The sequence below is a fragment of the Mesorhizobium sp. P2_D1 genome, from assembly GCF_056404455.1.
This window is the reverse complement of sequence record NZ_JBFUDZ010000016.1, coordinates 1-26,973: the sequence shown is the minus strand read 5'-3', so window position 1 is coordinate 26,973 and position 26,973 is coordinate 1. Positions and strand designations below refer to the sequence as shown.

The following is a 26,973-nucleotide window of genomic DNA, read 5'->3' as shown; positions in this document are numbered from 1 at the left end:
CTTATTTACCGGGAGCGTCTATCCCCAGGGCGCCGGCCATCTTCACCAGGTCGGCCAGAGTTCTGGCGCCCATTTTCTTCATCAGGCGGCCGCGGTGGATTTTCACCGTGATTTCACTGAGTTGCATCTCGCCAGCGATTTGCTTGTTCATCAATCCAGTCGCGACAAATGCCATCACCTGGCGTTCCCGAGGGGTCAGGGTGCTCAGAAGGCTCTGCAGCTCCGACAGCGCCCGGTCTTTGTCTCGCCGTTGCCTGTCGCGCTCCAAAGCGCCGGCGACTGCATCCAGAATATCCTGATCTCGGAAGGGCTTGGTGAGGAAATCGACCGCTCCGGCCTTCATGGCTCGCACGGACATGGGAATGTCGCCGTGGCCGGTCATGAAAATGATCGGCAAGTGAATGCCTGCCTTGCTCAATTGCGTTTGAAATTCGAGTCCGCTCACCTCCGGCAGCCGGATATCGAGCACAAGGCAGCTTGGACCGTCGGGAAGCCGACTGTTCAGCAGTTCGGGAGCAGAACCGAAAAGCTCGACACGCGTTCCAACAGATCGGAAGAGGCTGCTTAAGGCTTCACGCAACGACGGATCGTCGTCCACGACCAGAACAGTCGGAGGCATGGCGCCGTTGCCGACTTGTGGTTGAGAGGAAGAGGCGGGGCGTTGGATCATGAGCCGGCATCCTTTTCGACGCGTGGCAGAGAAAATTGGAATATCGCGCCGCCGCCTGGATTGGGCTCGATCCACACACGGCCTCCATGTGACTCAACGATCGACCGGCAGATCGACAGTCCCATGCCCAATCCCTCCGCCTTAGTGGTGAAGAAGGCCTTGAACAACTGACGCGCACTATCGGGATCGATGCCTGGTCCCGTATCCTGGACCCTCACATTTGCCTGGTTCGATTCATCGATCGAAGTCGTAACGAGTATTTCGCGCACGTCGCTGTTACCAGAGGCCATTGCCTGAATCGCGTTGATCAAAAGATTGATCAGGAGCTGTTGAAGCTGGATACGGTCGCCAAGTGCGGGCAGCGCCCGATTGGCTAGATCCAGTTTCAGGGTGATGCGATTTGCAGCGAACTCACGCTGCACCAACGTGAGCGATTCGTTGACGATCTCGTTCACGTCGACAAGGGCCATCTGGATGTCGCCCTTCTTGGACAACGCCCGGATTCGATGGACGATATCGCTGGCGCGTTGGGCGTCGGCGATGCTCCGCTTGACCGCACTGCGGACCTCATCCAGATCGGGCTTGTCTCGATCCATCCATCGCAGGCACGCCTCGCCGTTCATAACGATGCCGGCAAGCGGCTGATTCACCTCGTGCGCGATCGAGGCCGTCAATTCACCCAATGTGGTGAGGCGTGTCACATGGGCGAGTTCCGCCTGGGCCTTCAGGACCTCGGTTTCGGCTCGCCTGCGCTCTGATATGTCCGTATTCGTTTCGAGAACCGCCAACGGTCTGCCGTCGGCATCCGTCTTCAGCGACCACCGGCTGGAAACGACAACGACGGATCCGTCGCGCTTCGTGTGCAAGAGCTCACCTTCCCAGCGGTTGGAGCTGAGCAGTTCCCGATTGATCTCGTCGAGCCTGGCTGGAAAGACCGTCTGCAGGAGTTGATGGGTGGACTTTCCCGCCGTGTGTTCGGCCGACCAGCCGTAAATGGCTTCTGCACCACGATTCCAATAGGAGATCAGACCGCCCATGCTGCGTACGAAAATCGCGTCATGCGTCAAATCGAGCAGTTGGGCCTTTTCGGATAGATCGGTCGAGGTCGACTGGTTTTTGAGCACCAGAAGGGCGGTAATGACAATAGTCGCGATGCTCATGACACAGCGGCTGAGGGCGCCACCACTGGCTTCGTGTCCGTGGACAAGCCAGAAGCTCAGCACGGTGAGCCCAACACAGGCGAGCGAACACAAGACGATGCCACGCCTGCGAAAGGCGGTGGACGCGAGCAGAACGACGACCACATAGAGGACCGAGACGGATCCCGCAAATGGATCAAGAGTATCGACAGCGAATATTCCGGCGGCAAGAAGGTTGGCAAGAGGCGCCACCAGCCGCGAATTGCTCGGTGTTCGCGGAAATAGTCTATGCCGCATAAGGTCTCTGCCCAGCTTCTGGTCGACGCTTGCGCGCTGATCGACCTCCGTGTCGCACAGTGTCCAGCTCTAACTTAAGCGACGAAATCCTTTCTGCTTGTTCGAAATTGCGGTCGTCGGTGCCTGATTGCACCTTTGTCACGGCAACCGCGCCGCGAACCAATGCTGGGGATGGAGCGACCCATCAGCGGCACAGGCTTGAGAGCGAGCCTACAGCATCCGATCCGGCGGAAAGCATGCAGGCAAAACGCAACGCCCAAGCTCTGGCGGCGACACGATGGGTATGACGACACAGGCTCGGGTGAGCCACGGCCACGATCATCGTGCGATTCAGCTATACCATGCGTCAACAGGAAAGACCTCGTCAGCGCCCGATCAATATCGTGTGCCGTGCGTGCCAAGCGGACACTCATGCGGTCCGAGGCCGAACCAATTCGCGCAGTCGAGAAGCCCACCGCAGCAAGGAATGAAGCAAAATGAGCATAGCCACCGATAAGATATCCCGTCGAACCATGTTGGCTGCGACAGCTGCTGGCGGCTTGCTCACGACGGCGACACTGGCCCAGGCGCAAAACGGTGACCCGCTAGCCAACGGCCGCGGCGGCACTAACCCCGGTCCGATGAATCCTTCCCGAATAGCCCAGAATCCGGACCTGATGATCCCACCGAGCACGGATGCGGGCAGCCTGCCGAACCTGCGTTTCTCGTTCGACGATGCCCATATCCGACTGTCTGGCGGCGGCTGGACCCGGCAGGTGACCGCACGCGAGCTCGGCGTCTCCAAGGACATTGCCGGCGTGAACATGCGCCTGAATGCCGGCGGCGTGCGCGAGTTGCATTGGCACAAGGCCGCCGAGTGGGCCTATGTCCTCTACGGGAAAGCACGCATCACGGCAGTCGATGCCAATGGCCACAATTTCGTCGACGACGTCGGCGCGGGTGACCTTTGGTATTTCCCGCCGGGCATTCCACATTCGATCCAGGGCCTTGATCCAGACGGGACGGAATTCTTGCTGGTGTTCGATGACGGCGACTTCGACGAGGATAACACCTTCCTGCTGAGCGACTTTCTGAAGCACACTCCTCCCGAAGTGCTCGCCAAGAATTTCGGCGTTCCGGCATCGAGTCTTGCGAACGTCCCCGATCCCAGCGAGCTTTACATGTTTCCCGCGCCGGTTCCGGGGCCGCTCAGCGCAGACAAGATCGCGGGCGCGGTCGAGGTCCCGCAGAGCTTCAGCCACCGCATGACGGCACAGGCTCCGATGAGGATGAAACACGGAACGGTGCGAATTACCGACAGCGCCGTGTTTCCTGTTTCCAAAGCAATCGCCGCGGCCCTTGTCGAGGTCGAACCGGGCGGGATGCGCGAGCTGCATTGGCATCCGAATACAAACGAATGGCAGTACTACATCCAGGGCCAGGCCCGCATGGGCGTGTTCGCGGCGTCGGGCGAGGCCCGAACATTCGATTTCCAGGCCAACGACGTCGGCTACGTACCCTTCGCCATGGGGCACTACATCGAGAACACAGGCAATACGACGCTGCGATATTTGGAGGTATTCAAGAGCACCTACTTCGCCGATGTGTCACTAAATCAGTGGCTCGCCCTCACACCGCCGGAATTGGTCCGCGTCAGTTTGCGCGCCGACCCGCAGTTTCTGCAGGCCTTGCGTAAGGGGAAGTCTCCCATCGTGCCGACCTAAAGCGCGTCGCGTTGAACGGATCCAATCGACGCATCGTCCCAAAACCGCTGCGCACCCCGGTTCGAGAGCGAGCGTATGCTTTTGTCCCTGCAAGTTGATGGCGAGGTAGCCGCCCAGCACCGTCAAAATAGCTGCGCCATGGCACACCGACGTCTCGATATTCACTTGCTTGAGTGATCTTTAAGCCAAGCGTGGGCGCCCTGAAGAGTTCTGAAGTCTTCCAGGCTTCGTGCTGGGATGTCGCGATACGCGCCGACTGCCATTTCGCTCAGCGCCCGCCCGGGCCCGAGTTCGAGGAAGGCCGTTGCGCCGCCTTCGACGCAACCCTGCAGGCAATCGGCCCATTGCACCGTTTGCGATATTTGCGCCGCCAGCTTGTCGAAACCTGCCTTGGTGTCGATGACAGGAGAGCCGTCGACTCCGCTCAAGACACGCGCGCCGTCAGTCGGAGAGCGCATCAGGCGAACATGGCACAGGCTCGCGCGAAACGCGGCAGACGCCCCGGCGAGTCGCCTCGTATGGGAAGCAACCTCCACAGGTAACCCGACAACCCTGGCTGCGTCCGCCTTCGCTTCGCCGGCAAGGGCTTCCAAAGTCGCGCGGCTCCCGCCGAGGACGAAGGCGTTACCCGGATTGACGATAGCGATTGCGGCATTGTGCCGTTCGCATAGTCTCTCGATGGATTTGCGGGAAAGGCCACGGACGAAAAGCAGCCCGTCTCCACCGGGGGAAGCAGCGTCCATGGCTTCCGCGCGACGCGCGACGAGGTCCAGCGTGTCGGTCGCGCTGAACAGACCTGCAACACCCCAAGCCGCCACTTCGCCGACGCTATAGCCGGCGACGGTCAGCCGGTCGGGCAGCGTGTCCCGCAGCGCCGCCGCGGCTGCCAGCGCCTGCAGCGAGCAGAGGATCTGCCCAATGCGGTTGCGGTGCAGGGCGTCGCCGGATCCGGTCCGCACGATCTCGCGCGGATCCCGGTCGCCGAGCAACGTTGCGGCATGGGCAAATAAACCGGCAGCTTGCGGCGCATCGGCGGTCAGTGCGAACATGTCCGGATGCTGCCGCCCCTGTCCGGAGCAGAGAATTGCAAGGACCATCGCCGCTATGGAAACATAATGGCGATGGCGATCGCCATCGTCACGATGCTCACGATGGTGCTGCCAATGACCATGGAGCCGACCGTCGAAGAGTCGAGCCGATAGCTCACGGCGAAAAAGATGCCGAAGAACCCTGCCGGCAGGGCAGCGAACAAGATCGCCGTCCTGGCGATCTCAAAGGGAACCGGTAGCAGGAGCACGATCGCGACCATCAGGAGAGGTCGAACAATGTCGGCCAATGCGGTCGCGCCCACGATCTTCCAGTTGAACTCGAACGATTGAGCCGACAAGACCAAGCCGGTCAGGAACAGCGCTACGCCGGCTGCGGCCTGCCCTATCACCATCAGACAGGCTTCGATGACAGGATTGAGCGTCACGCTGCATAGCGAGAGCAGGATTCCAAGCGCGGGGCCGAGAACAATGGGCTTTGTCAGCGCGCGCCTCAGCGCGTCGAACATCTGAGCGCCTGGCGTCTTGACGGCGCCGTCCTCCTTCAGGCTGCCCATTTCGGCGACAACAAGTGTGATCGGAGTGACCAGGATCGAACCCGCGGCCATGGCAACGGCGACCGAGACCGGCCCCGTCGCTCCGAGCAGCGAGGATGCAATCGGAAGTCCGACACCGCCAAGGTTTGGGAAGGCAACGGTCAGAGCCTGTACCGACGCGCCCACCTTTCCCGTCGCCAGAAAAAGCCGCGCGATGGAGTACCAGGCAAGATAGATCAGCAGCATGACCCCGCCGAAAATGGCGAAAAGCGGCGCCTGGACAAGCAGCTCGCCACGCGGGGCCGACGCGGTCGCCGCGAACAGCGATGCCGGCAGCGCGAAGCTCATGACGAGCGTGTTGAAGCCGTCGACATGATGGTTTTCGACGATGCCGAATCTTCCGGCTCCATAGCCGAGCGCCATCACGAAAAAGACCGGGGCGAGCGCCAGCAGGATTGTATTGGCCATCAGGCAAGCATCCTTTCCTGCGCGTCGACGAACAGGGTCATGGCAAGGAGGTCCGCTGAGCCCCCGGGACTGAGCCGACKGGCAACGAAGCTCTTATGCACAAAATGGGCGCGGTCTCGCCAGCCGGGTGCGCCGACGCCGCCCTGATCGAGGAAGCGGCGCGCGGCTCGACGCGCAAAGCCGAGACCGGGGAGGCCGCCGCGGTGCAGCAGAGTGGTGTCCTCGACAACCGCAATGAGCGCGAAACATGTTTCGATACGCTGGGCTTCGGCGTCGTCGGGAGCCTCAAGGACGCTCTTTCGCAGGGTAGGCAGGCCAACATGATAAATGCTGGGGTATCCGAGGGCAGCCTCGATCCGCGCACCACCAGCGCCGAAGCGGCGACGGGCCAACTGACCGTGGCTCTGCGGAACCATCGGTCCTTCGAGTATGCCGCGGGCCCACAGCCGCAGGACCACAGTTCCCAACGACAGCGTGGGATCCACCTGTCCGCCGATCCTGGCGCCGGCGGCCGCGCATAGCAGGCCCAATCCGAATATGGCGCCGCGATGCGTGTTGACCCCCATCGTCGCCGCAAGCATGGCTGCCTCGGCATCGAGGCCGATTTCCCTCAACGCGCCCATCGCGCAGCCAGCGGCGCCGGCTTCCGCCAAAGCCTGGAAGTACGGCCCGATGGCCGCGGCGCTGGCGCGAAATGTGCCGGCATCCATGTCTTCATGGCTGCCGGAATCGATGTGGCTGACAAGGCCCGGCTTGGGCCACGTCTCCAGCTCGTCGAGAAGGCAACGCACCGCGCTCGCGGCGATGGCCCCGGCATCCGGAAAACGTGGTACCAGCACCTTTGACGCAAGCGGCCGCTCCGTGCCGAAAGCAAAGGCGACGGTCACGATGGCATCCCTTCAGAAAGAAAAAGCTGGGCGTCGAGCAACGCCACATCGCTGACGGTCTTGACCAGAACCTCGCGCGGGCCGGCGTGAAGCTCCCGCCAGTTCGCGGCCACGCCGTCATGGCGGATCAGCTCACCATCCAGCCGCATCGGCGCGGCCGCCTCGATCCGCGCCAGATCGGCGGTCAGGCGGCTAAGATCCGTGTCGCGATTGACCTGCAGCAGGAGGTCGAGATCGGAGCGGTCGGTCAGATAGTCCAATCCTGTGACGACAGCCAAGGCAAGGCTGCCGAACACCCTGGCTTCCACACGATGCCGTGAGGCGAGATCCTCAAGCTTGGCGAGCGTGGGTCGCCACGCGCGTGGCGCCGACGGGCCGGCGGACCGCAGCGAGGGCGGCGGAGACGTCGACAGGATATCCTCGTGCCGCATGAGAAACGAAAATCGCTTCTTTCCGGCGAAGTACGGCAGCGCAAGGCCCAGAGGCACGCCATGCCCCTCACCCGGCATGGCACGTCGTCTAATGAGCGGCCAGCCTCTATCGGCCCAACATGAGACGAGCGCGTTCGCGGCGACATCGCTGCGTGTTAGCAACAGCGAATGCCACGCCGCCGGCCCGACGAATATCAGATCGTGACGCCGCATCGGCAGTTCACAGAGCTTGAAGTGCGAGTTCACGGACGCGCTCCGCGATGGCGTATGCCTTCGGCCGACCGCCGCGCTCCAAGCCGAGCGCATCTCGGCGGTCGGGCGCATCCGGCATGTTCGCCAGAAGTGTGTCCAGCTGCTCAGCCAGCGGGGTGGCCTCGTCCCAGGTGAGATGAACCGCGCCTGTCTGAGCAAGATTTCGCAAGCCCGGAGCAAACACCGGCGTGGACTTCGCCTTTTCCTGCAAAACCTCGATCGACAACTTCGTCACCCTGGCCATGGATGGCAGATCCATCACCGCCGGATCGGCGGACGGCAGCCCTACCAGCACGCGGGTGGCCAGCGCCGTGGCGAGAAGGGCGCCGGCTGCGGAGTGGCCGTAGAGAAGACCGATGGCGGGTCGTCCGTGCATATCCGCATAGATGAGGGACTTGGCGAGATGAGCTAGGAACTCGTTCAAACCCAAAAGCTCGTCCCGCTTGCTCATGCGCTGGCTGTCACTATCCGCCAGGACGAGGATCGGGGCGTTTCCGCTTTCAACCGACGCCAGGACGTAGTTCGAAAGGCGGATGGCCTCGTCCACGCCGAGCGCGGTCCGGTCCGCGACGCCGATGACGAGCGCCCGGCCACCCGATCGCAGTGCGCCCGAACCAGACAGAACTCCGCCGCTGTTTTTCACGTCGTGGCCGTCGGGAAACAGCGAGGCGAGAATGTCATCGAGCGTCACGGCTGGACCTCCGGACTTTGTCAGCGAGAGCAATGAACTGGTCCGCGGGCAGCGCAGGAATGGAAACGGCGTCAGGAATGCCCTCTGCCGTCCAGATATCGACTGCATCCGGACAGGCGCCGAAGCGCTGCAACCGATCTTCAAGGCGGGATTGCTCGGCCTTCAAAGTGTCGATGCCGAAGGCACGGATTGAACTGAGCAGCTCCAGCGCGGCGTCGCGAAAGTCCTGGACAGTATCATCGACGAAAACTTCGGCGCCGCCGAGGAGCCGGCGATGCTTGCCGCCCATGGTCCGCCAGACCAGCGCATGGTCACGGGAGTCGAACTCCTCGACACCGCGATTGGTCTCGATCACCTCGGGACCAGACACCGAAATGCGACCCTGCTCGGAGACCGCCAACGCCGAACAGCAGCCAGCGATCAAACCGCCGCCGCCATAGCATCCGGACCGGCCGCCGATCAGCCCGATCACTTTCACACCCGCGGTTCGCGCCTCGATCACTGCGCGCATGATTTCGGCAATGGCAAGCTCGCCTGCATTGGCCTCCTGCAGGCGCACGCCACCCGTATCGAACAGGATCAGCACCGGAACAGACCCAATATCGCGCGCGGCGCGCAACAGGCCGGTCAGCTTCGCTCCGTGAACTTCACCGAAAGCACCGCCCATGAAACGGCCCTCCTGTGCTGCGACAAACACCGGCGAACCGTCGAGCCTGCCGAGTCCCACAACGATGCCATCGTCGAACTGCTCGGGAAGATCGAAGAGCTTGAGATGCGGACTGACCTCGCGCTTCTCCGGTCCGATGAACTCGACAACGCTTCCGGGATCGAGCAGCAGCCGGACCCGTGTCCGCGCCGAGGACTCGTACCAGCTTGCGGTGCGATCCAGTTCCACCGAAGACTTGGTTCTCTGTGTGCGAGAGGCGCTCATTGGTCGTCCTCCTCCATCAGCCGGGCCGCTTGCGCCAGCCTAAGGGACACGGTGTCGGGACGCGCTCCGCCGTCATTGATGGAGAACCGGAGCCCGCCAGGCGAATAGCCTTTGACGAAGTCTGCGATCACGGCATCCCACACTTCGCCGAAGCCCGCCGCAGCAGTCCTGATCTCCACCAGGCATTCGGAGTCGGGCAGCACGCGTTCGGCCAGAACTTCGAGATTGCCGGACGCAACAACGCCGATGACGGCCAGTTTCCTCGTGCCGGGCCCCCGCTGGCGGGTGGTGTGGCGGAAGCTCAGGTCCTCCATGGTGGCTGTCCTTCTCACCAGTTGCGGAATCTTGAGGGCGGCGCGTAGAGCCCGCCCGACCAATGGACAAGATCCTTGATGGAGCGCGCCGCCAGCATGCTCCGGTCGGCGTCGAGCGGATTGATACCGATATCTTCAGGACGGCGGATGGCACCGCGCTCGCGCAGATGCTGGACCATCTTAGCGTCGCGGCCACGGCCGACGTCGGTGTATCCCGCCACCCCGCGGATCGCCTGCTCGCGCTCCCTGGCATCACGACAGAGCAGCAGATTGGCGATGCCTTCCTCGGTGACGATGTGCGTTACGTCGTCGCCGTAGATCATCACCGGCGCCAGCTCGAGATTCAGCCTTTCGGCGAGTTCCAGAGCATCGAGCCTCTCGACAAACAGCGGCACGTTCTTTTCGCCGAAGGTCTCGCCGATCTGCACGACCAGCTTGCGGCCACGGCGCAGCAGCGTTGACCCCTCGGGATCGGCTTCCCTGCCAGCCTGCAGCCAGGGCTCGCTCGGATGTCGCCGCCCGCGCGCATCAGAGCCCATGTTCGGCGCTCCGCCAAAGCCGGCGATGCGCGACGTGGTGACGGTGGAGGAATTACCTTGAAGATCGATCTGCAGCGTCGAGCCGATGAACATGTCACAGGCATAAAGTCCGGCCGTCTGGCAGAAGGCCCGGTTAGAACGCAGCGAACCGTCGGACCCGGTAAAGAAGACGTCGGATCGGGCGCGGATGTACTCATCCATCCCGACCTCGGAACCGAAGCAGTGGATCTGCTCGACCCAGCCGGATTCGATGGCCGGGATCAACGCAGGGTGAGGGTTTAGCGCGAAATGGCTCGCCACCTTGCCCTTCAGTCCGAGTTTCTCGCCATAGGTCGGCAAGAGGAGTTCGATCGCAGCGGTGTTGAAGCCGATCCCGTGGTTCAATCGCTTGACGCCATAGGGCGCGTAGATGCCCTTGATCGCCAGCATGCCGGTCAGGATCTGCGACTCGGTGATAGCAGCGGGATCGCGCGTGAACAGCGGTTCGACGAAGAATGGCTTGTCGGCCTCGACAACGAAATGCACCCGGTCCCCCGGTATGTCGACGCGCGGAACCTTGTCGACGATCTCGTTCACTTGGGCGATAACGACGCCGTTCTTGAAGGCTGTGGCCTCCACGACGGTCGGCGTATCTTCGGTGTTAGGCCCGGTGTAGAGGTTGCCGTCACGATCGGCGCTGACTGCAGCGATCAGCGCGACGTTCGGCGTGAGGTCGATGAAATAGCGCGCGAATAGCTCGAGATAAGTGTGGACCGCACCGAGCTCGATCTTGCCGCCGAACAGCATCTTCGCAATGCGCGCCGACTGCGGGCCGGAATAGGCATAGTCGAGCTTCTTCGCCACGCCGCGGTCGAATAGGTCGAGATGCTCCGGCAGCACGACGCCGGACTGCACCATGTGCAGGTCACGCACCTTGGCTGGATCGACAGCAAGGAGGGCGGCGCAGAGCAGATCGGCCTGCTTCTGGTTGTCACCCTCGAGGCAGACGCGATCGCCAGGGCGGACCACCGCTTCCATCAGTTTGGTGGCGTCGCGCGCATCGACGACCTTGCCCTTTGCCAGCCTCGCGCCGGCTTGGATACGGGCGTCGCGCGCTTCCCGGCCACGCTGCCAGGTCGTCATCGTCTTTGCTCCTCCAGCAGGCTCCGGATTGCTGGCCGAAATTAGTCGCGGAGCTCCCTGGAGTATTTCCTCAAGCAACCATGTTTTCGACTTCGCACGCTACCGAACCCGGCAATTGCATGACAGCTCGAACGTTGTCCGGTTCCTCCACTTCGCAACCGTCTTCTGATCGATGCCGCAGCGCTTGGCGACGGGGGCTGAAGGCCGATCAAAAGCATGCCATTGTTAGTCTGAGTGGAGCGATCACCGTGGAAATGGCAGCGCTTTCGTCTTGCCTGACAGTCTGGCTCCGATCGCCAGACTTTCGGGAAACCAACTGACGAAAGCTCTCATCGCCGCAGCGGATTGAGGGAGGGCTGCAATGCGTGCCAAAACGGCGGCGGTGCGAATGCGGGTTGCGAATTGTCTGTTCCAGGCCTTTGAGTAGCGGCTGCCGGCGGCAACGCGCGCCTCGCGATCCCACCGGTCAAACCTGGCCAATTCGGTGGCCAACAGCCAGCCGGACTGCAAGGCCATGGAGATGCCTTCGGCGATGATGGGATGGGACTCGCCGGCAATGTTGCCGACCCGAAATATGTCGTCGGCAAAACGCGGACGAATGCCAGGGCGTATAGGCCCAGCGGCCAGCCATTCGCCATCGAGCGTTGCGCTGCCGATGGCGGAAACCGTACCAGGACAGGATGCCACGATGTGCGCGTGAACGGCTTGGCCTGCCGACAAGGCACCACTCTTCTCACGCAACCTGGCCAATACGTCGCGGCGTATGCAGCAGGACAGCGACATCCTGTCCTGGTCCGTCCACACCATGCCGCCATAGCCGCCCGGAAACACCAGGAGAGGCATGAGGTCTCGGGCGAGCGAAGCTCCTTTGAAATGAGCCTTGAAGCCAAACAGATCGTGGGGCGCACTGCTTTTTGGGAGGTTGGTTGAAAGCTTTCCCTGCTCCCAAGAGCCATGCGCGGCTATCACGACTGGCGCAGCGAGAACCTTCTGATCGTCTTTGCCGCTGATCCGGACTGCGGCGTTCTCTCCATCGCTGATGATCGTCACCGCGCGGCAAGGCTGAAAAACATCGGCTCCGGCATTGCGGGCGGCGTCCAAGAGGATGCCATCAAGGACGTCGCGCCCAAGTGCACGCCCAAAAGCGTCTCCCGCCGCCCGGGGCATGCCCGCGTCTATACCCGGGCCCGACGCAAACAATGCAACTCGCCTGACTTCCGGGCCTGCCTTGGCGCGAATCGCGGCGCCCGCCCCCAAACGGTCCAACAGCTCCAGATTGACTGCCGACATGAACTCGCCGCAGACTTTTCGGCGCGGGAATTCGCTTCGTTCGATGATGGCAACCGCGCGCCCCTGGCCGCACAAAGCCAAGGCCACCGACGCGCCACTTGGCCCGGCACCTATGACAATGGCATCGTACATCGCGGGAGCGCTTCCTCGGGGATGACGCTGAAAGCGTGGGTAAACGGGCCAATCCTGCGTTCTTCACACTGCTGGCTGGAACCCGATGGCCACAGACTGGAAAGTTCATTGCCCGCGAACCCCGCGCGGACGCTCGCTGCTGCATCGTGCATGGTCACCTCGTTTGCGCCAATGATGCGTAGGAGCGAGCACATTCTCAAGGCACTGGCGTTTCGGCTTGGCTCGGTGGCGAGGAACACCGGTGCCCGTGAACGGAGCGCTGCAAACAGAACCTTCAAGTCCGCGTCGGAAAAATGGTGGAGGAACAGATTGGCCGAGACAACTTCGTACGCGCCGGCGCCGGGCTTTGCGATCCAGTCAAAGACGTCATCGGTGACGGTTTCAACTCGCCATCCGAGTGCGGTGAAGTCCGCGCGCCGTTTGTCTGAGATGAGGTTGACCTGGTCAAGCATGACCAGATCCACGTCGGTCCAGCTCCCGGCCAAACGTTTTGCAACCGAGAGCATGAATGCCCCGTCGCCGGAGCCGAGTTCCAGAATCCTGGTAGGCGTTTTGCGCACGTTCGCCTTGAAGAGACCAGCCATGATCGCGCTCTGAAACATCAGCGCGTTTATCCAAACGAGGTCGCGCCGGGAGCCGATTGCCCTGGGATCGCCGGGGGGCAGGCTATCGAGCAGTTCCGGCTCGATCCGACGGCGGTCGAGATCTTTGGTCAACTCAGGCATTGCCGGCCGTATGGAACATCATCGTCTCAGCCGTAAGGCCGGGTCCGAATGCCATGGCACAACCCACGCGGTCTTCCGTGAACCCGCGCAGCATTCGCTCAAGCACGAACATGACCGTGGCTGAAGACATGTTTCCGTTTTCGCGAAGGACCTCGCGCGACATCGACAAAGCACAGGGATGGAGATTCAGCGCGCGCTCCACAGCATCGAGTATCGAGCGCCCGCCTGGGTGGACAGCCCAAAGATCAACGCCTCCGACGCTGCTGGCTCCCAGAATGCTGGCGATACCTGCGGCGAGCACACCTTGAATTGCGCCAGGGACTTGTCCCGACAAAACCATGTCGAAACCGTCGTCGCGAATGCCCCAGGTCATCAGGTCGCGGCTGTCGGCGGCGACGATCGCGTGAAAACTATCCAGGCCGATCCCGAATGGGCGGGCAGTCACCGACGCGGCCGCGCAACCATCACCCCAGAGGCAGAAGGACAGCAGTTTTTCGAGATCGCTGGTCTCCCTGAGATGGAGCGTACACAGTTCAATACATACGATTACGACGTGAGCCTCGGGTTCGGACCGGATGATGTGCCGTGCCAGCTTGAGCGCGTTGATTGCCGCGTAGCATCCCATGAAGCCTATGATCGTGCGCTCAACGTTGGTCGGCAAATTGCATCGAGCAATTATCTCCAGATCGATACCGGGGGCGGAGAAACCGGTGCACGTTGTCACGATCAAATGCGTGACGGTCGTCCTGTCCTTATCCTGGAGGAGCCGCTCCACGGCTTGCTGGGCCAGAACCGGCGCAGCGGCGGCAAACATTTCCATGCGTGTCGCTGTTCCTGGAAATGCACCCCGCTTGAAAACGCCCGCCATGTCCACACTCGGACCCTCGGGATCTTCGGCAGGCGCAAAGCACGAATAGCGATGCTCGATCCCGCCCTTGTCTGCCATGCGATTGAAAATCGCGCGGCGACGGGGGTTTGCCGTCAACTGAGAGCCAGCAAACTGCAGGAAGAACCTGTGAACGCTGTGGTCAGGGACGGCCGTCGCAATTCGGTTGATGAAAGCTTGAGCGCACATTTTCTTCCTTGGCTTGCCGCCGCAAGCCTGTGGTCACCGAGGAAAGCGCCACGTGTTGGAGGCTCGCAGCGGATCTGCGCCTTCGACGGCAATGGCAAACTCTATTGTGGTAAACGCTCAGAACAGGAAATGCTTCCCTTGGACCCCTGCCCTTCGCCAAATTTCAGGCCAATGCGGTTGGACCGCAACCGAAACCTCGCTGGACAACGAATGTTTTGCGCCGCTTGCCCACAAGCACCGTGAAGCCGGGCAGGTTGGTGAGTGCGCGATGTTCGATCTGGCTCGATCGGTTGGCTTGTCTACGCCATCATAGCCGCGCAGTACGAAAGCGAAGGGCTCCGATCTTTGTACTAAAGCCTTTACCCGCCTTTTTGAAATTGTCCTCAACGCGGCCCGTGCCTTTCAGGACGGGAACACCAATTTCCAGTCCTGCTTCATGTCCACGACGGTCCAGCGTTCCTTCATCGCTTCGTCCCAAGCTTTGTCGAGCTTTCCGACTGAGGATTTGCGATCGTACGCATATTCACGATCGGCGTCGGTATGATGCACGATCCCCATGAACCGCGCGCCGCTTCCAGCGGCGGTCCATTGCAACATCTCCAGATCGCCGTCGGAATTACCGAACGCAAAGATGGGTCGGCGGCCTATGAACTTGTTGATGCCGACAGGTTTGCCCGGTCCGTCGTCGACGAAATCGATCTTGGCTTCCTTGATCAAGGCCGGCTTGCCGTCGGCACCCACCACRTATTTGGTTGCTCCCGATGACCCGACGACCCTCTCCGGCGGGATGCCGTAGACGGCTTCCATCCAGGGGCGCATGAAATCGATACCGCCGCCCGACACCACAAATATCTTGAAGTCGTTCTGCCGCAAGAACTCCAGCAATTCCAACATCGGCTGGTAAACAAGTTCGGTATAGGCACGATGGTAGCGGGGATGATGCGCCGTCCTGGTCCAGTTGATGACCGCGCTGTTGAATTCGTCGGTTGTCATGCCGGCGTGCGTCACAGCCAGGATCTTGAATATTCCTTGCTCGCCAGAGCGAACCAGACCTGACACGTCGTTTGACAGGACAGATTTGAACGGTTCCTGCGTCTGCCACTCCGGATGGGTTGGGGCGAGCTGCTTCACTTGGTCCAATGCGAAGGCGAGTTGCGAGTAGATCGGCTGTTCGCACCAGAGCGTTCCGTCATTGTCGAAAACAGCGATACGTTCGTTGGCCATGACGAAATCCTGGCCGTCCGGCGTCGCGACCTTTGCAACGAAGTCCACGATCGAGGCTTTGGCAGGCCCTTCATGCCACGAAGCGAGAGGCGCAGCTTGAGCACGCGCGGACACGACGCTGGACAGCGGCAGGCTGGTGGCTAGCATGCCGGCGAGCACCTTTCGTCTGTCCACGGCCGGACTCATCTATCGAACCACGACTTCGACGTACACGCCGCCTGTTCTAGCACAATAGATCCTGGACAGGGCATCGCGAACTCCAGCGGTTTGGTGCGTCGCGCCGGCACGGACTTCAACCTGCGAAGTCGATGACTGCGGTTGGATGCGCTGGTTGATGAGGGGATGCAAGCCGCGGAGAGGCCCCATTCGATTGACCGAGCGCGTCAGGCAGTCAGAATAGGAGCTGGCCTTGCAGGCACAAGACTTGGCGGCCGCACATACCGATACGAAACGGTAACAGCCCACCGATAGAACCGATGGGAGCGCCGTTGGAGCTTATGCCGGTCGCTTGGTAGCAGCCAAATCGCGCCGTCGAACGCCAAGGCGGTGACGCTTGCAGGCCCCGGACAGAACCCGGCTGTAACAGTAAAGTGCTGGCGCGCCTCCCCTCACTGTGACGATGCTTGCTGGAATGCTTCCGCACGAGGTCATTCATTCGGTTTGAAACATATGGCCATGCCTTCCGAAACCGCCCACGACCGTCGGGGCTTGCTAAGGCTCATGTTGAAGATGCCGGCCTTGCGCGGCACGCTTCAAATCCTCAGCGCGACGAATCCCGATCTGCTCGGCCTGTGCGGCGCCTACGAGGATGCCAGCACGGCCCTTGAGCGCTTGAGAAAGGAAAGAGGAAACGCGAACCGCGCCGCGATTGCTGAATACGAAGAGCTTTGCACCGATCTGGAGACCGACATTATCCGCATGTGCCAGTGACACCCGGCGGCACGTGAGCGTGTCCGGCCTTTGTAACTGTAACGTACTTCGCTTTCCGGCATTCCGATTCAATTGTGTGACGCGCCGAAAGCTTCGGGCGCGCAGCAGAGGGTCGTGACCAGGGATGTTCATGGGACGCGTTCGCCCTGGCGTAGAAGCATTCCCGCTGACTGGCACCTTCCGCCCTCAGAGGCTTGAAGCAGCAGTTCCAACGTCCGGCTCAACGTCCAGTGCCCTCGCCATAGCCTTTGCTGTTGCGCTACCCCTTGTCAGTGGCGCCGAGGCCCAGGAGGCCAAGGATACTTCGGGGGACGAACCCTGCCGTGCTGACAAGGACCCTGTCATTCTCGAACGAGTATCGATTCCTGCCGGGGGACGAGTACTACGATATTACGAATGTCCGTTACACCGAGCCGTTTTTCGACGGAAAGGCTTCCGTTCGTCTGACCTTGCCGCTCGATGCAACCAATCTGACTGGCGACGACGAATTCGGCCTCGGCGACATTGCAGCGAAGTTCCGTTGGATTCCCTATTTGAGCAGGCGGCAGGCGTTTATCCTAAGCACCGAAATTTACGCGCCGACCGCCTCCGAGGACGTGCTCGGCACGGGCAAATGGGTCGTCGCACCCGGGCTGACCTGGGCCTATTTCGCAAGCCCGGAGATCATCATTGCCCCCGCTTACATGCAAAATTTTTCGTTTGCCGGTCACAGTGACAGGGCCAACGTCAATCGCGGCGATTTCGATCTCTACCTCGTCTACAAACCTCACGCCAAACGCTGGTGGCTGACGTCCGACGTGACCGCAAGTTACGATTTCGAAGCCACGACGGCACCCATGTCGTGAGAGGTTGCCTTGGGCTTCAATCTGGGCAAACTGGCAAATGGCGGTGCCATCAACGGCTACGTCAGGCCAGGTGTCGGGATCGGCAACGACCGGCCCCACGACTTCAATATGGAGGTCGGCGTTTCGTTGGTCAATTTTTAGCGACCAATGAGACCTTGGTACAGAGAGGGAGACGATGACTGAATCAAGATCACCTGCCTGGCTCATTACCTCGACAGCTGTTCTTGTGGCATTCGCTCCCACAGGGCAAGCAAATGCCACCGAGGCCGTTGCCGGACGCTATATCCCCGGCGCCTTCGCGGGCCCCGGTGCGGGCATTGTGCCGCCCACGCCGGGCGCCGGCTATTGGGCGATGTCCAACATCTATTACCATGGCGAAGCCAGTGGTGAGGTGCCATTCGGCAAGGGCTCGGTCGCGGCGGGCCTTACAGGTGATACCTATGCCGCGATCCTGGCGGGGGTCTACGTGCCCGAGTTGCACTTGCCGGGAAACTGGACTTACGCCGTCCAGCTCGCTGTCCCGCTGGGCTGGACCGGGGCCGAGGCCGATGTCGGCCCCTTGGTGGCGGATCAGCATGTCACCGGGCTCGGCGACATCGCTTTCGCACCACTCGTGTTTGGCTGGCACAACGACGCCATGAACACCTGGTTGTCGGCGTCCCTGACGATCACCGCGCCTACCGGCGAATGGAAGGAGGGTGACCTCGCCTTCATCGGCATGAACTACTGGACGTTCACTCCGGCGATCGGGTTCACCTATCTCATCCCTCAACACGGGCTGGACCTCTCCGCCAAATTCGGCGTGGACATCAACACCACGAACCCGGACACCGATTACTACAGCGGTGCGATGGCCCACCTCGATCTTTCAGTCACGAAGGCCGTAACGGAGAACCTGTCCGTCGGGGCGATCGCTGGCTTCCTGGACCAGATCGAAGATGACCGGGGCGCGTTCGCCGACACCCACGATGGATTCAGGGGCCGCTCGATCGCGCTCGGGCCGCTGGTCAAATACAAGGCCAAGTTCGGAGAGAAGACCGAGGTCGATCTCACCTTGAGGTGGGCTCACGAGGTCGAGGTCGAAAACCGCATGAAGGGCGACGCGGTATTCTTCGACGTTTCCGGGAAGTTCTGAGCGGCAGGACAAACCAAGAGCTAGTCAATGTGCAAGCGGGTTAGCAAAATTGTCGCGGCTTTATGCCTGCTCACGCTGACGGCGTGCGGAGGGGGACCGGAGGGCGTTCTGGCGCCGGTAGCCGTTAATATGCGGTCAGCGTCGGCATCTGACGTAACGATGTTGGTGGCGACCAGCCGCAAACCTTCGGGCGATCCTGCAACGCTGTTCACGGGCGAGCGCAGCCCGACTCTTTCCTTGACCGACCTGACCATTTCAATTCCGCCGAACCGTGAATCCGGCACGGTCGAGTGGCCGAAAAAACTGCCGCCGAATCCCCAAAAGGAATTCGCGGTCGTTGCCGCGAAGAACCTTTCAATCCCGCAGGCCGGCGACTGGCTGCACTCCCACAATTCGAACGGTCATGTGCTCGTCTTCGTCCACGGCTTCAACAACCGCTACGAGGATTCTGTTTTTCGCTTCGCGCAATTTGTCCATGACTCGGGGGCGAAGGTCACGCCCATCCTCTTCACCTGGCCATCGCGCGCGAGCGTCCTGGACTACAATTACGACAAGGAAAGCACCAACTTTTCCCGCACCGCCTTCGAGCGAGCATTGAAGGCTTTGGCCAATGATCGCACCGTCACGGACATTACCGTCATGGCCCATTCGATGGGAACCTGGCTCGCCATGGAAGGGCTGCGGCAAATGGCTCTGCAGGATGGTCAAGTCTCGCCCAAGATCAGGAATGTTATTCTTGCATCTCCCGACCTTGATGTGGATGTCTTCGGGCGCCAGTGGACAGAACTCGGGCCTAAAAAGCCGAAGTTCACGATAATGATCTCGCGCGACGACCGGGCGCTTGCGATCTCGCGTCTGATTTCAGGCGATGTCGACCGGGTGGGCCAGATTGATCCGTCAAAAGAGCCGTACAAGTCGAAGCTGCAAGCAGCGGGAATAACGGTCATCGACCTGACCAATGTAAAGACGGACGATCGCTTGAATCACAGCAAGTTCGCTGAGAGTCCTGAAATCGTGGCGTTGCTGGGATCTCAATTGGCCTCCGGCCAAATCCTGACCGACTCGAGAACAGGCCTTGGCGACGGACTGGGCATGATGATTGCGGGCACGGTGGGGACGATCGGCAAGGTCGCGGCAACGACGGTCACCGCTCCCATTGCGATGATGGAGGGAAAGGGGAAAACCCCGGCACCCGATCAACTCGGAACGATCCTGAAGGCCGATCCGACGGCGGAGTGATCGGAGGCTCTGCCTGAACAATCAGAAATCCAGCAGTTCGGCCCTTCCCGCACGTATCGTTACCGTAACGTACTTCGAAATCCTGCGCCGCGACCCGAGAGTGCTGGTCGACTTCGACACTGCCCCGTTCGCAGGACCCTGCAATGAGCGTTGCACCCGTATCCGGCAAATCCGGCTCCGATAGCATCTCCGTCGAGCTGTCGTCACGGCGAACCGGCATGTCGTTCCAGCGCACCCGCATGAGCGCCGATCGGACGCTGATGTCGGTGATCCGCACCGCGCTGTCCCTGATCAGTTTTGGCTTCACCATCTTCCAGGTGTTCCAGAAGCTGCGGGACGCAGGCACGCTCGCGCACGCCGCCGCACCGCGCAATTTCGGGGTGACGCTGGTGCTGCTCGGCATCCTGATGCTGGTCGTCGGCATCATCTATCACGTGCTTTTCATGGCCGGGCTGCGCCGCGAACGCGATGCCATGCGCGATGCCGGTCTGATCCATGCCCAAAGCGGGTACCCGGTCTCCTTCACGCTGATAACGGCAGTGATCCTGTTGCTGATCGGTCTCGTCGCCATCAGCAGCATGGTTTTCAACGTCGGTCCGTTCACGGACGCGTCAGCGACATGAGAAAGGATGGACAACCTTGAGATGGAAACTCCCCGCATCATCGCGCTGCGAACCGCGCTTCGTGAACTGCGCAAGGCGCAGGACAGCGCAATCGCCGGACTCGCCGATGAAAACAGCTCCGAGAACCGCAAGGCTCTCCACGACATTGCCGACACTCTGAAAACACTCCGATCAATCCAGAAGGAAGAGCAGGGCATCGTCACGCGGATTTTGAAATGGCTGCACGTGATCCCGTGAAAAGGCGCTTCAGCCATTCGCGATCATGCCACTGAGATAGCGGTAACCAAGGAGAAACAGGATGGCGAAATCACCGAAATCCGGCAAGCCGAACATCCTCGTCATATGGGGCGACGATATCGGCACGGCCAATCTGAGTTGCTACACGCACGGATTGATGGGCTACAGGACGCCTAACATCGACCGCCTCGCCAAGGAAGGCTTGATGTTCACAGACGCCTATTCGCTATTCGTCAAGGGTGGGAAGCTGTTCTACGTCTACAACTTCCTCGGCATCCCGCCCGAGCAGCGGCTGGTTGTCGAAGCGCCCAAGCTGGGCAAGCACATTGTCGGCGTCGAGTTCGTCAAGGAACGGATCACCAAACAGCTCGAGACCCTGGGCCAGATGACGCTCTACGTCGATGAGGAACCGGTCGCGCACGCGGCCTTCCGCACCCAGACGGGCCGTTACATCCTCTGCGGCGAGGGGCTTTGCGTCGGCTACGATGGCGGCGATGCGGTCAGCAGCGAATACAAGCCGCAGTTCCCGTTCGCAAACGGGCGGGTGGTCAAGGTCGTCTTCGACGTCGCCGATGACGTGTATCTCGATCTGGAGCGGAAGTTCGCCGCCGCGATGGCCCGGGACTGAGGGAGCACGATGACGATCGCGCAGCTCATTCCCATGGCCATCAACCTCTCGATGGGGCTGATGGTGTTCGCGCTTGGGCTCCAGGCAAGCTGGYGGGATGCGGCATACTTGTTGCGGCAGCCGGGGCTTTTTGCCAGATCCCTGCTTTCCATGAACGTCATCATGGTTTTGCTGGCGATCGCGATGGATGCGCTGTTTGCCCTCAACCCGGCAGTCAAGCTCGCCTTGGTGGCGCTCGCTTTGTCGCCGGTGCCACCGGTCCTACCCGGCAAACAAACCAAGGCCGGCGGCTCGGTTTCCTACACGGCCAGCCTGCTCGTTACCATGGCCGCACTTTCCGTCATCATCGTGCCGTTGGGTATCGCCCTCATCGGTCGCACATTCGGGTTCGGGATCGCCGTGCCGGCCAGCCAGATCGTATCGATCGTGGCGACAGGCATTGTCCTGCCGCTCATCATCGGGCTGCTCGTCCGCCAATTCGCTCCCGCCCTCGCATCCCGCCTGGCGCGCCCGCTGTCCCTATTTGCAACGATCCTGCTGGTCGCGGCCTTCATTCCGGTGCTCATCAGGATCTGGCCGGCCATGGCGGCGATGATCGGCAATGGATCACTTGCCGCGCTGGCTTTCTTTGTCGTGGTTGGCGTCCTTGTCGGTCACGGTCTTGGGGGTCCGGAAGCCGACAACAGAACCGTGCTGGCCCTCGCCACCGCAACGCGTCATCCTGGAGTGGCCATCGCGATCGCCCACGCAACCTTTCCCGACGAGAAGGCCGCCATGGCCGTGGTACTCTGGCATCTGATCGTTAGCGCGATCCTATGCATTCCCTACGTGAACTGGCGCAAGCGCGCCCGCGCAGCAACGCAGTCAAAGACCGCATTGTGACGAAGCTGTTGAGAATTTGCCGGAAAAGCCGGATGATTGAATGATTGCGACGCTTCTTCGTCGCCGCCGGCAATTGTCCGGGATCGACGCTTGGAGGCATCTTCTGGTCGCCGCGGTGACGGGAGCGGACGAACGAGGCGAGTTCATTCAGCAGAAGCCCAAATCCGGCAGCCCTGTCGCCGGCACAATCGACAGCCGCGGTCTGTCCGTGACGACGGCGCAAAGAGGTTGACGGATGGACGAAATAGCAAGAGCTGATGACCTGCTGGTCGGAAAACCGGAGACGATCCCGCAGTCTGTCAATTCACCGACTGACGGCATGATCTGGATACCAGGCGGCTCGTTTCTGATGGGCTCCGACAAATTCTATCCCGAGGAGGCGCCGGCCCATCCCGTGAAAGTCGACGGTTTCTGGATGGACCGATTTACCGTGACCAATGGCGATTTCGAAAAGTTCGTCGCCGCGACGGGCTACGTCACGCTGGCCGAAAAGCCGGCCAACCCGGACAATTACCCAGGCGCCTTGCCGGACATGCTTTCGCCGTCCTCGACCATGTTCAAGAAGCCGGCAGGACCGGTCGACATGCGCAACCACTACAACTGGTGGGTCTATGTGCACGGCGCCAACTGGCGCCATCCGAGAGGCCCCGCCAGCTCGATCAAGAAGCTGGCCGATCACCCGGTGGTGCATGTCGCCCATGAGGATGTCGAGGCTTATGCGCGTTGGGCAGGCAAGGAATTGCCGACCGAAGCCGAATGGGAGTTTGCGGCGCGCGGCGGCCTCGACGGCGCCGACTACGCATGGGGCGATGAATTCACGCCCGGTGGCCAGCACATGGCCAATACCTGGCAGGGCGAGTTTCCTTATCGCAACTCGCTGGACGATGGTTACGAATACACGGCGCCGGTGGGCTCGTTCCCGCCCAATGGCTACGGTCTCTTCGACATGGCCGGCAACGTCTGGCAGTGGACGACGGACTGGTATCAGGAGCACGGCAGGATCGACAGCCCTTGCTGCACGGCGGAAAACCCGCGCGGCGCCGCACGCGAGGCAAGCTACGACCCGCGCCAACCGGACGTAAAAATCCCGCGCAAGGTGACCAAGGGCGGTTCGCATCTCTGCGCGCCAAACTATTGCCGGCGCTATCGTCCCGCGGCACGCATGGCACAGCCGGTCGACACGTCGATTTCCCATCTTGGTTTCCGCTGCATTGTCCGCATCACCAGGGACGGCAACCCATGATCGTTGCACAATGGCTGAACCAGCTGGCTGAACTCAGCGCCCCGATCATCGATCTTCTGGCCCTGGTCCTGATCCTGGCAGGGACGCTCGAGGCCTTCGTAAACGGTGTCAGGGTGATGCTCAGCCATCCGGACGGGCACTACGCCATTCGCGCGGTGTGGATGCGTCATGCCAGATGGCTGATCGCCGGCCTTACATTCCAGCTTGCCGCCGATATCATCGAGACCTCCGTCGCGCCGAGTTGGGACGACGTAGGCCGTCTGGCGGCGATTGCCGTAATCCGGACATTCCTCAATTTCTTCCTCGAGCGCGATCAACGGGAGGCTCGCGAACTCCAGCAGGAGAGCGAAGCCAGAAAGATGGCAATGACTTGATGCATGTCGCCCAAAAAGAGGCCCCGGTTTTGGAGCAACGACATGCATAAGCGCGTCGCCGGAATCCGTTTCAACGCAGCGCGCTTTAGCCCTACTGGAGGCGAAGGCCGGCGAGTTGGAGCCCTTGTGCAAGCTCCGTGGTCAACTGCGGATCAAGGTGACGGCGAGACATATCGGAATGGAAATTCTGCTCGAAATCGGGGCGCTCTTTGCGTATGTCGGAGATGATTGCGGATGCATCTCCCTCTCGCCCCAAGCGTGCCAACGTTGCCGTCAACAACAGGTCGGTGAGATAGCATCCGTTGGCCTCGCGCTTCAAGCGGAGCAACACGTCACCCAATTGTCCCTGGCGATAGGCGTCGAACGCCAGCGTCCACTCAGCGTCCGGTAACGGCAACCCGTCGACCTTCAGGGCCTCGTTTGCAAGCCTTATCCCCTCGCCCCGCTCGCCGGTGGCGTAGAGAATCCGGGCGAATGTAGCTGCGACCCTGGTGTTGTAAGGGTTGAGCGTAATTGCCCTGCGCCCCGCGGACACCGCTGCTTCGACGTGGCCTGTCCGAAACTCCGCCATCATCTTGGCCGTGAAGCTGCGGGAGGATTCCGGGGCCAACGCTACTGCACGATCGGCATGTTCGTGAGCGGCCGCGGTCAAGTCGGTCGACGCATCTGGCTGATCGATCGACAGGAGTATCGAGACCAACATCGCATGCGCATCCGCATCGTACGGGCGTTGCTGCAACGTCCCCTCGAGGCATTGCCTCGCTTGCTCCAAGACTTGCGGCGTCTGCATCCCCAGCGCGAGGTTGGCCCGCAGAACGCAACCATTGCCCAGCGTAGGATGCTCCAGGTCCCGGTTAGCTTCGACGGTGTTGATCGCGCCATCCAACGAGGCGATGCGTGCAGCCAGCCGGGAAACCAGCAATTCGGCCGGGTCGGCCGACGAGGCGGTATCGACGTGAACGCGCTCTTTCTCGGATTGAATCGCTTCCCCTGTCTGCTGGTCGACGACCTGCCACCAGACCGACTTCTGGATCGAATCCGAGCTGTACTTCAGGATCAGTCGATAACGGCTAAGAGGCGAGGCAGCGGGGGTGCCTTCGGCGGTACTTGAGGTGTAGGCGTCGGGCGCCGAAAGCCTTAGCGTATTGAAGTCTGAAAGCGCGCTCATGAGCAAGTCACGCAGGGCGATTGCTTCGTGATCGTTGACACCGTCCAATTGCAGATCGACGGCGACCGACGGCCTTTCCGAAATGGTCATGGTGTTCAGACCACTGAGCAGATTGTAGCCAAAAAATAGCGCGACGCAGGACAAGGCCACTCCAGCGAGGCCCGTCCTTCTTAGGGCGACGATGGCTTTTCGCCTCATCATTCGACGTTGATCTGATCTGGTCGCGACAACCCGGGGACGAGATTGCGCGCGACCAAGGTGATCGCTCCCCTCAGGGGTCCTCCCGGATGTGCCGGGAAAACACTGGCACATACCTGCCTTTCGGGAGTTCGATGCTGATCTCTCGGTCCGACCCGTATAGTTCATAGTAGCGGGCGAGAGCCGCTCGAAGCCGGGTTGCTTCGATTCGGACGATCGGATCGGTCGAAGCGTCGAAGGACGGCGGACGGCCGAAGACGTCAACGGCTATGGAGTATGCCTTGAGCGCGCTCTCGCGTCCGGCGAAAAGCTCTTCGGAAACAAAGCGCAAGAACTTTCTGTTGCGCTCGGAACATTGAAACTGAGGGTCTGAAAGGATCGCTTCGAGCTCTTCGTGAGCCTGCGTATAAGAGACTGCTAAATATCGACCCGAATCGATATCACCTTCGTGGTTGGCTTCCACTGCACGCTCCCTCGGATCTTTTTGACAGCTCGCGTGCTGCATTCCAGCGTCTCAGGCTAAACCGCTGCTGTTGTTGACGCTATGCAGTTTGTGCCAGCGGTGATCGGGTAGACGGCGAACAGGCGACTTGGCTGCCTCTTTTCGCTGAAAAACGTCAAGTTTCGGCATATTGTGATTTTCCCGTTATTTTGAGAAGCAAGAAGCCACCCTTCGTTTGGTGGGATCGTTGGCAAGTACATTCGATTCTAAACTTAACCATCGGTAATTTTTCACGGTACGCTTGCGCCGCGAGCTGCTATACTTATAGCGCGGGGGGAGGGTCTCGCGGATCATCCCATGGTCAATGACGCTTCTGAGGAGAGGCAGCCTGGCGATTGCAGCGGTCAGTCTTTGCCTGCCAGTTCGGCTGGTCGGATGAATTCCGTTGCGCTCAACGTCCACACCGTCAAGCTTCAGACCGCGGAAGATCTTCGAGAGGCGGTGCGTGGTGCGGATTTGAAGATCGTCCAATTGGCGCCGGGCATATTTGACGGCCATTTGATGCATGCCCAGATCGGTGCGCTGTCTCTGAGCACTGGCGATTTTGGACCGGATATCCGCGCACGTGGCGTGATGAATCAGCACTTGGTGACAATCGGCATGATGCTGGAGAGCAGCGGTGCGGTCTCGCAATGGGACTACGACGTCGTTCCTGGCGACGTTATCGTGTTTCCCAAATCGGTCGAGCAAGAGGGGCGTTTTACCGGTCACTCCCGCTACGCGACAATCACACTCAGCGAAGACGCACTTGCTGCCTTCGCGGCAGGTGAGCCGGTTCTGCAGGACCCGCAGTTCTGGACCAAGATCTCGAGGTTTCACCGGTCACCGTCCCTGCGGGCATCTGCTCGCCGTGAGATTGGGGAAATGGTTTCGCAATTGCGTGAGGGTTTAGTCCCTGACGATGAAGCAGGGATACGCTATTTCCAGCGATCTCTTGTCGAAGCCTTCATCACAGGCATTGTCGATGAGGTGTCGAACGAGAGCGACGAACGGCATTGCTCTGGCGCGAAATTGGTCCGCGATGTCGAGGATTTTGTCGACAGCATCGAAATCGATCGTCCGGTGCATATCTCGGAATTGTGCTCATCTCTCATGGTATCACGGCGCACTCTCCACCGTGCCTTTCAGCATACCCTGGGGATAGGTCCGGTCGCCTACCTGCGCCTGAGGCGCTTATCGGACGTTCATCGCGTGCTGAGCAGCGCGAACCCAGCCTGTGTCGGCGTTACGCAAGCTGCCCTTGATCAAGGGTTCACCGATCTCGGGAGGTTTGCGGCGTTCTACAAAAGGATTTTTGGCGAGGTCCCTTCAGAGACACGCTTCAAAGCGACAAGCCCGCTTGGTCGCCGGTCACGCTCACGGCGCGGTACGGCCTTTCCGCCTGTCCAAGATCAGGCTGCTCCGGGATTAGATGTCAGTGGCTTTGGGACGGCCTTAATGCCGTTTTCCTGAAATGCCTGGTGCACGGCGATCAAAGCGGCGCGGCGGATCATGAAG

Annotated in this window: 28 protein-coding genes and 1 pseudogene; 13 read left to right on the top strand and 16 right to left on the bottom strand. The window is 60.9% G+C overall.

The genetic code is table 11. From position 1 onward, the window contains the following. Position 1: 1 nt before the first annotated feature. Both AC1D0I_RS14075 and AC1D0I_RS14070 read right to left on the bottom strand, forming a co-directional pair. The gene (locus tag AC1D0I_RS14075; RefSeq protein ID WP_477228352.1) at positions 2-670 is read right to left on the bottom strand and encodes a response regulator transcription factor; all 669 of its coding nucleotides are present in this window, start codon (positions 668-670) and stop codon (positions 2-4) included. Next, the gene (locus AC1D0I_RS14070) at positions 667-2,061 is read right to left on the bottom strand and encodes a sensor histidine kinase (protein ID WP_477395764.1); all 1,395 of its coding nucleotides are present in this window, start codon (positions 2,059-2,061) and stop codon (positions 667-669) included. The genes AC1D0I_RS14075 and AC1D0I_RS14070 overlap by 4 nt, the downstream gene beginning before the upstream one ends. Positions 2,062-2,582: 521 nt before the next feature. On the opposite strand from AC1D0I_RS14070, the gene AC1D0I_RS14065 reads away from it, so the two are divergent. Then, on the top strand, positions 2,583-3,809 hold the full coding sequence (locus tag AC1D0I_RS14065; RefSeq protein ID WP_457152904.1) for an oxalate decarboxylase family bicupin: 1,227 nt from the start codon (positions 2,583-2,585) through the stop codon (positions 3,807-3,809). A gap of 161 nt (positions 3,810-3,970) precedes the next feature. Here AC1D0I_RS14065 and AC1D0I_RS14060 read toward each other — a convergent pair whose 3' ends face one another. The 12 genes from AC1D0I_RS14060 to AC1D0I_RS14005 form a co-directional block, all read right to left on the bottom strand. Further along, complete coding sequence (locus tag AC1D0I_RS14060; protein ID WP_477395762.1) at positions 3,971-4,906, bottom strand: acyltransferase domain-containing protein; 936 nt, start codon at positions 4,904-4,906, stop codon at positions 3,971-3,973. Between the two features lie 5 nt (positions 4,907-4,911). Continuing rightward, positions 4,912-5,859, bottom strand: coding sequence for an AEC family transporter (locus AC1D0I_RS14055; protein WP_342586874.1), 948 nt, complete (start codon positions 5,857-5,859; stop codon positions 4,912-4,914). Next, entirely contained in the window at positions 5,859-6,746 is an 888-nt protein-coding gene (gene mdcB, locus AC1D0I_RS14050) for a triphosphoribosyl-dephospho-CoA synthase MdcB (protein ID WP_477395760.1), read from the bottom strand. The genes AC1D0I_RS14055 and mdcB overlap by 1 nt, the downstream gene beginning before the upstream one ends. After that, complete coding sequence (mdcG, locus tag AC1D0I_RS14045; RefSeq protein WP_477395758.1) at positions 6,743-7,423, bottom strand: malonate decarboxylase holo-[acyl-carrier-protein] synthase; 681 nt, start codon at positions 7,421-7,423, stop codon at positions 6,743-6,745. Before mdcG ends, mdcB begins: the two co-directional genes overlap by 4 nt. After that, on the bottom strand, positions 7,398-8,120 hold the full coding sequence (gene mdcE, locus AC1D0I_RS14040; protein ID WP_477395756.1) for a biotin-independent malonate decarboxylase subunit gamma: 723 nt from the start codon (positions 8,118-8,120) through the stop codon (positions 7,398-7,400). The genes mdcG and mdcE overlap by 26 nt, the downstream gene beginning before the upstream one ends. Beyond that, entirely contained in the window at positions 8,107-9,051 is a 945-nt protein-coding gene (locus AC1D0I_RS14035; RefSeq protein ID WP_477395755.1) for a biotin-independent malonate decarboxylase subunit beta, read from the bottom strand. The genes mdcE and AC1D0I_RS14035 overlap by 14 nt, the downstream gene beginning before the upstream one ends. Further along, positions 9,048-9,365, bottom strand: a complete 318-nt coding sequence (gene mdcC, locus AC1D0I_RS14030) for a malonate decarboxylase acyl carrier protein (protein ID WP_477395753.1) — start codon at positions 9,363-9,365, stop codon at positions 9,048-9,050. The genes AC1D0I_RS14035 and mdcC overlap by 4 nt, the downstream gene beginning before the upstream one ends. A 14-nt stretch (positions 9,366-9,379) precedes the next feature. Beyond that, on the bottom strand, positions 9,380-11,026 hold the full coding sequence (gene mdcA, locus AC1D0I_RS14025) for a malonate decarboxylase subunit alpha (protein ID WP_477395751.1): 1,647 nt from the start codon (positions 11,024-11,026) through the stop codon (positions 9,380-9,382). A gap of 243 nt (positions 11,027-11,269) precedes the next feature. Beyond that, positions 11,270-12,448, bottom strand: a complete 1,179-nt coding sequence (locus AC1D0I_RS14020) for an NAD(P)/FAD-dependent oxidoreductase (protein ID WP_477395749.1) — start codon at positions 12,446-12,448, stop codon at positions 11,270-11,272. Further along, positions 12,427-13,164 (bottom strand): methyltransferase domain-containing protein, encoded by a 738-nt coding sequence (locus AC1D0I_RS14015; RefSeq protein ID WP_477395747.1) that lies wholly within the window; start codon positions 13,162-13,164, stop codon positions 12,427-12,429. Before AC1D0I_RS14015 ends, AC1D0I_RS14020 begins: the two co-directional genes overlap by 22 nt. Before the next feature lies 1 nt (position 13,165). Next, a complete protein-coding gene (locus AC1D0I_RS14010; protein ID WP_477395745.1) occupies positions 13,166-14,248 on the bottom strand; it encodes a type III polyketide synthase in 1,083 nt (360 codons plus the stop codon). A gap of 402 nt (positions 14,249-14,650) precedes the next feature. After that, positions 14,651-15,619 (bottom strand): HAD family hydrolase, encoded by a 969-nt coding sequence (locus tag AC1D0I_RS14005; RefSeq protein WP_477395857.1) that lies wholly within the window; start codon positions 15,617-15,619, stop codon positions 14,651-14,653. Between the two features lie 573 nt (positions 15,620-16,192). Between AC1D0I_RS14005 and AC1D0I_RS14000 the strand changes: the two genes are divergently transcribed. The 11 genes and pseudogenes from AC1D0I_RS14000 to AC1D0I_RS13950 all read left to right on the top strand — a co-directional run bounded on the left by AC1D0I_RS14000 (position 16,193) and on the right by AC1D0I_RS13950 (position 23,608). Further along, the gene (locus AC1D0I_RS14000; RefSeq protein ID WP_477395743.1) at positions 16,193-16,402 is read left to right on the top strand and encodes a hypothetical protein; all 210 of its coding nucleotides are present in this window, start codon (positions 16,193-16,195) and stop codon (positions 16,400-16,402) included. Positions 16,403-16,725: 323 nt separating this feature from the next. Then, a complete protein-coding gene (locus AC1D0I_RS13995; protein WP_477395741.1) occupies positions 16,726-17,247 on the top strand; it encodes a transporter family protein in 522 nt (173 codons plus the stop codon). A 9-nt stretch (positions 17,248-17,256) separates the two neighbouring features. Beyond that, on the top strand, positions 17,257-17,388 hold the full coding sequence (locus AC1D0I_RS13990) for a hypothetical protein (RefSeq protein ID WP_477395740.1): 132 nt from the start codon (positions 17,257-17,259) through the stop codon (positions 17,386-17,388). A 34-nt stretch (positions 17,389-17,422) separates the two neighbouring features. Beyond that, on the top strand, positions 17,423-18,382 hold the full coding sequence (locus tag AC1D0I_RS13985) for a SphA family protein (protein ID WP_477395738.1): 960 nt from the start codon (positions 17,423-17,425) through the stop codon (positions 18,380-18,382). Between the two features lie 27 nt (positions 18,383-18,409). After that, complete coding sequence (locus AC1D0I_RS13980) at positions 18,410-19,621, top strand: alpha/beta hydrolase (RefSeq protein WP_477395736.1); 1,212 nt, start codon at positions 18,410-18,412, stop codon at positions 19,619-19,621. A gap of 143 nt (positions 19,622-19,764) precedes the next feature. Next, entirely contained in the window at positions 19,765-20,244 is a 480-nt protein-coding gene (locus AC1D0I_RS13975; protein WP_477395734.1) for a YidH family protein, read from the top strand. A 6-nt stretch (positions 20,245-20,250) separates the two neighbouring features. Next, complete coding sequence (locus AC1D0I_RS13970) at positions 20,251-20,481, top strand: hypothetical protein (protein ID WP_477395732.1); 231 nt, start codon at positions 20,251-20,253, stop codon at positions 20,479-20,481. A 61-nt stretch (positions 20,482-20,542) separates the two neighbouring features. Then, positions 20,543-20,704 (top strand): annotated as a pseudogene (locus AC1D0I_RS13965) (sulfatase-like hydrolase/transferase); the annotation flags it as partial. A 414-nt stretch (positions 20,705-21,118) separates the two neighbouring features. Beyond that, positions 21,119-21,991 carry a bile acid:sodium symporter family protein gene (locus tag AC1D0I_RS13960; RefSeq protein ID WP_477395730.1) on the top strand — a complete coding sequence of 291 codons (873 nt, stop codon included), beginning with the start codon at positions 21,119-21,121 and terminating at the stop codon, positions 21,989-21,991. Between the two features lie 319 nt (positions 21,992-22,310). Then, positions 22,311-23,234: a formylglycine-generating enzyme family protein gene (locus AC1D0I_RS13955; protein ID WP_477395855.1), complete on the top strand. Its 924-nt coding sequence runs from the start codon at positions 22,311-22,313 to the stop codon at positions 23,232-23,234. Continuing rightward, complete coding sequence (locus AC1D0I_RS13950) at positions 23,231-23,608, top strand: DUF1622 domain-containing protein (protein WP_095089161.1); 378 nt, start codon at positions 23,231-23,233, stop codon at positions 23,606-23,608. Before AC1D0I_RS13955 ends, AC1D0I_RS13950 begins: the two co-directional genes overlap by 4 nt. A gap of 91 nt (positions 23,609-23,699) precedes the next feature. Here AC1D0I_RS13950 and AC1D0I_RS13945 read toward each other — a convergent pair whose 3' ends face one another. Both AC1D0I_RS13945 and AC1D0I_RS13940 read right to left on the bottom strand, forming a co-directional pair. Beyond that, positions 23,700-24,920 carry a tetratricopeptide repeat protein gene (locus AC1D0I_RS13945; protein ID WP_477395728.1) on the bottom strand — a complete coding sequence of 407 codons (1,221 nt, stop codon included), beginning with the start codon at positions 24,918-24,920 and terminating at the stop codon, positions 23,700-23,702. Positions 24,921-25,047: 127 nt separating this feature from the next. Beyond that, positions 25,048-25,437 (bottom strand): hypothetical protein, encoded by a 390-nt coding sequence (locus tag AC1D0I_RS13940; protein ID WP_477395726.1) that lies wholly within the window; start codon positions 25,435-25,437, stop codon positions 25,048-25,050. 336 nt (positions 25,438-25,773) lie between these two features. Here AC1D0I_RS13940 and AC1D0I_RS13935 point away from each other — a divergent pair, with 336 nt between their 5' ends. Beyond that, positions 25,774-26,928, top strand: a complete 1,155-nt coding sequence (locus AC1D0I_RS13935; protein ID WP_477395724.1) for a helix-turn-helix domain-containing protein — start codon at positions 25,774-25,776, stop codon at positions 26,926-26,928. The last annotated feature ends 45 nt before the right edge of the window (positions 26,929-26,973 follow it).

What these genes read in the sequence shown, in the direction of transcription:
- AC1D0I_RS14075 (WP_477228352.1), bottom strand. Translation starts at nt 670, where the DNA reads ATGATCCAACGCCCCGCCTCTTCCTCTCAACCACAAGTCGGCAACGGC.
- AC1D0I_RS14065 (WP_457152904.1), top strand. Translation starts at nt 2,583, where the DNA reads ATGAGCATAGCCACCGATAAGATATCCCGTCGAACCATGTTGGCTGCG.
- AC1D0I_RS14060 (WP_477395762.1), bottom strand. Translation starts at nt 4,906, where the DNA reads ATGGTCCTTGCAATTCTCTGCTCCGGACAGGGGCGGCAGCATCCGGAC.
- AC1D0I_RS14055 (WP_342586874.1), bottom strand. Translation starts at nt 5,859, where the DNA reads ATGGCCAATACAATCCTGCTGGCGCTCGCCCCGGTCTTTTTCGTGATG.
- AC1D0I_RS14035 (WP_477395755.1), bottom strand. Translation starts at nt 9,051, where the DNA reads ATGAGCGCCTCTCGCACACAGAGAACCAAGTCTTCGGTGGAACTGGAT.
- mdcC (WP_477395753.1), bottom strand. Translation starts at nt 9,365, where the DNA reads ATGGAGGACCTGAGCTTCCGCCACACCACCCGCCAGCGGGGGCCCGGC.
- mdcA (WP_477395751.1), bottom strand. Translation starts at nt 11,026, where the DNA reads ATGACGACCTGGCAGCGTGGCCGGGAAGCGCGCGACGCCCGTATCCAA.
- AC1D0I_RS14020 (WP_477395749.1), bottom strand. Translation starts at nt 12,448, where the DNA reads ATGTACGATGCCATTGTCATAGGTGCCGGGCCAAGTGGCGCGTCGGTG.
- AC1D0I_RS14010 (WP_477395745.1), bottom strand. Translation starts at nt 14,248, where the DNA reads ATGTGCGCTCAAGCTTTCATCAACCGAATTGCGACGGCCGTCCCTGAC.
- AC1D0I_RS14000 (WP_477395743.1), top strand. Translation starts at nt 16,193, where the DNA reads ATGTTGAAGATGCCGGCCTTGCGCGGCACGCTTCAAATCCTCAGCGCG.
- AC1D0I_RS13985 (WP_477395738.1), top strand. Translation starts at nt 17,423, where the DNA reads ATGACTGAATCAAGATCACCTGCCTGGCTCATTACCTCGACAGCTGTT.
- AC1D0I_RS13980 (WP_477395736.1), top strand. Translation starts at nt 18,410, where the DNA reads ATGTGCAAGCGGGTTAGCAAAATTGTCGCGGCTTTATGCCTGCTCACG.
- AC1D0I_RS13975 (WP_477395734.1), top strand. Translation starts at nt 19,765, where the DNA reads ATGAGCGTTGCACCCGTATCCGGCAAATCCGGCTCCGATAGCATCTCC.
- AC1D0I_RS13970 (WP_477395732.1), top strand. Translation starts at nt 20,251, where the DNA reads ATGGACAACCTTGAGATGGAAACTCCCCGCATCATCGCGCTGCGAACC.
- AC1D0I_RS13955 (WP_477395855.1), top strand. Translation starts at nt 22,311, where the DNA reads ATGATCTGGATACCAGGCGGCTCGTTTCTGATGGGCTCCGACAAATTC.
- AC1D0I_RS13950 (WP_095089161.1), top strand. Translation starts at nt 23,231, where the DNA reads ATGATCGTTGCACAATGGCTGAACCAGCTGGCTGAACTCAGCGCCCCG.
- AC1D0I_RS13935 (WP_477395724.1), top strand. Translation starts at nt 25,774, where the DNA reads ATGGTCAATGACGCTTCTGAGGAGAGGCAGCCTGGCGATTGCAGCGGT.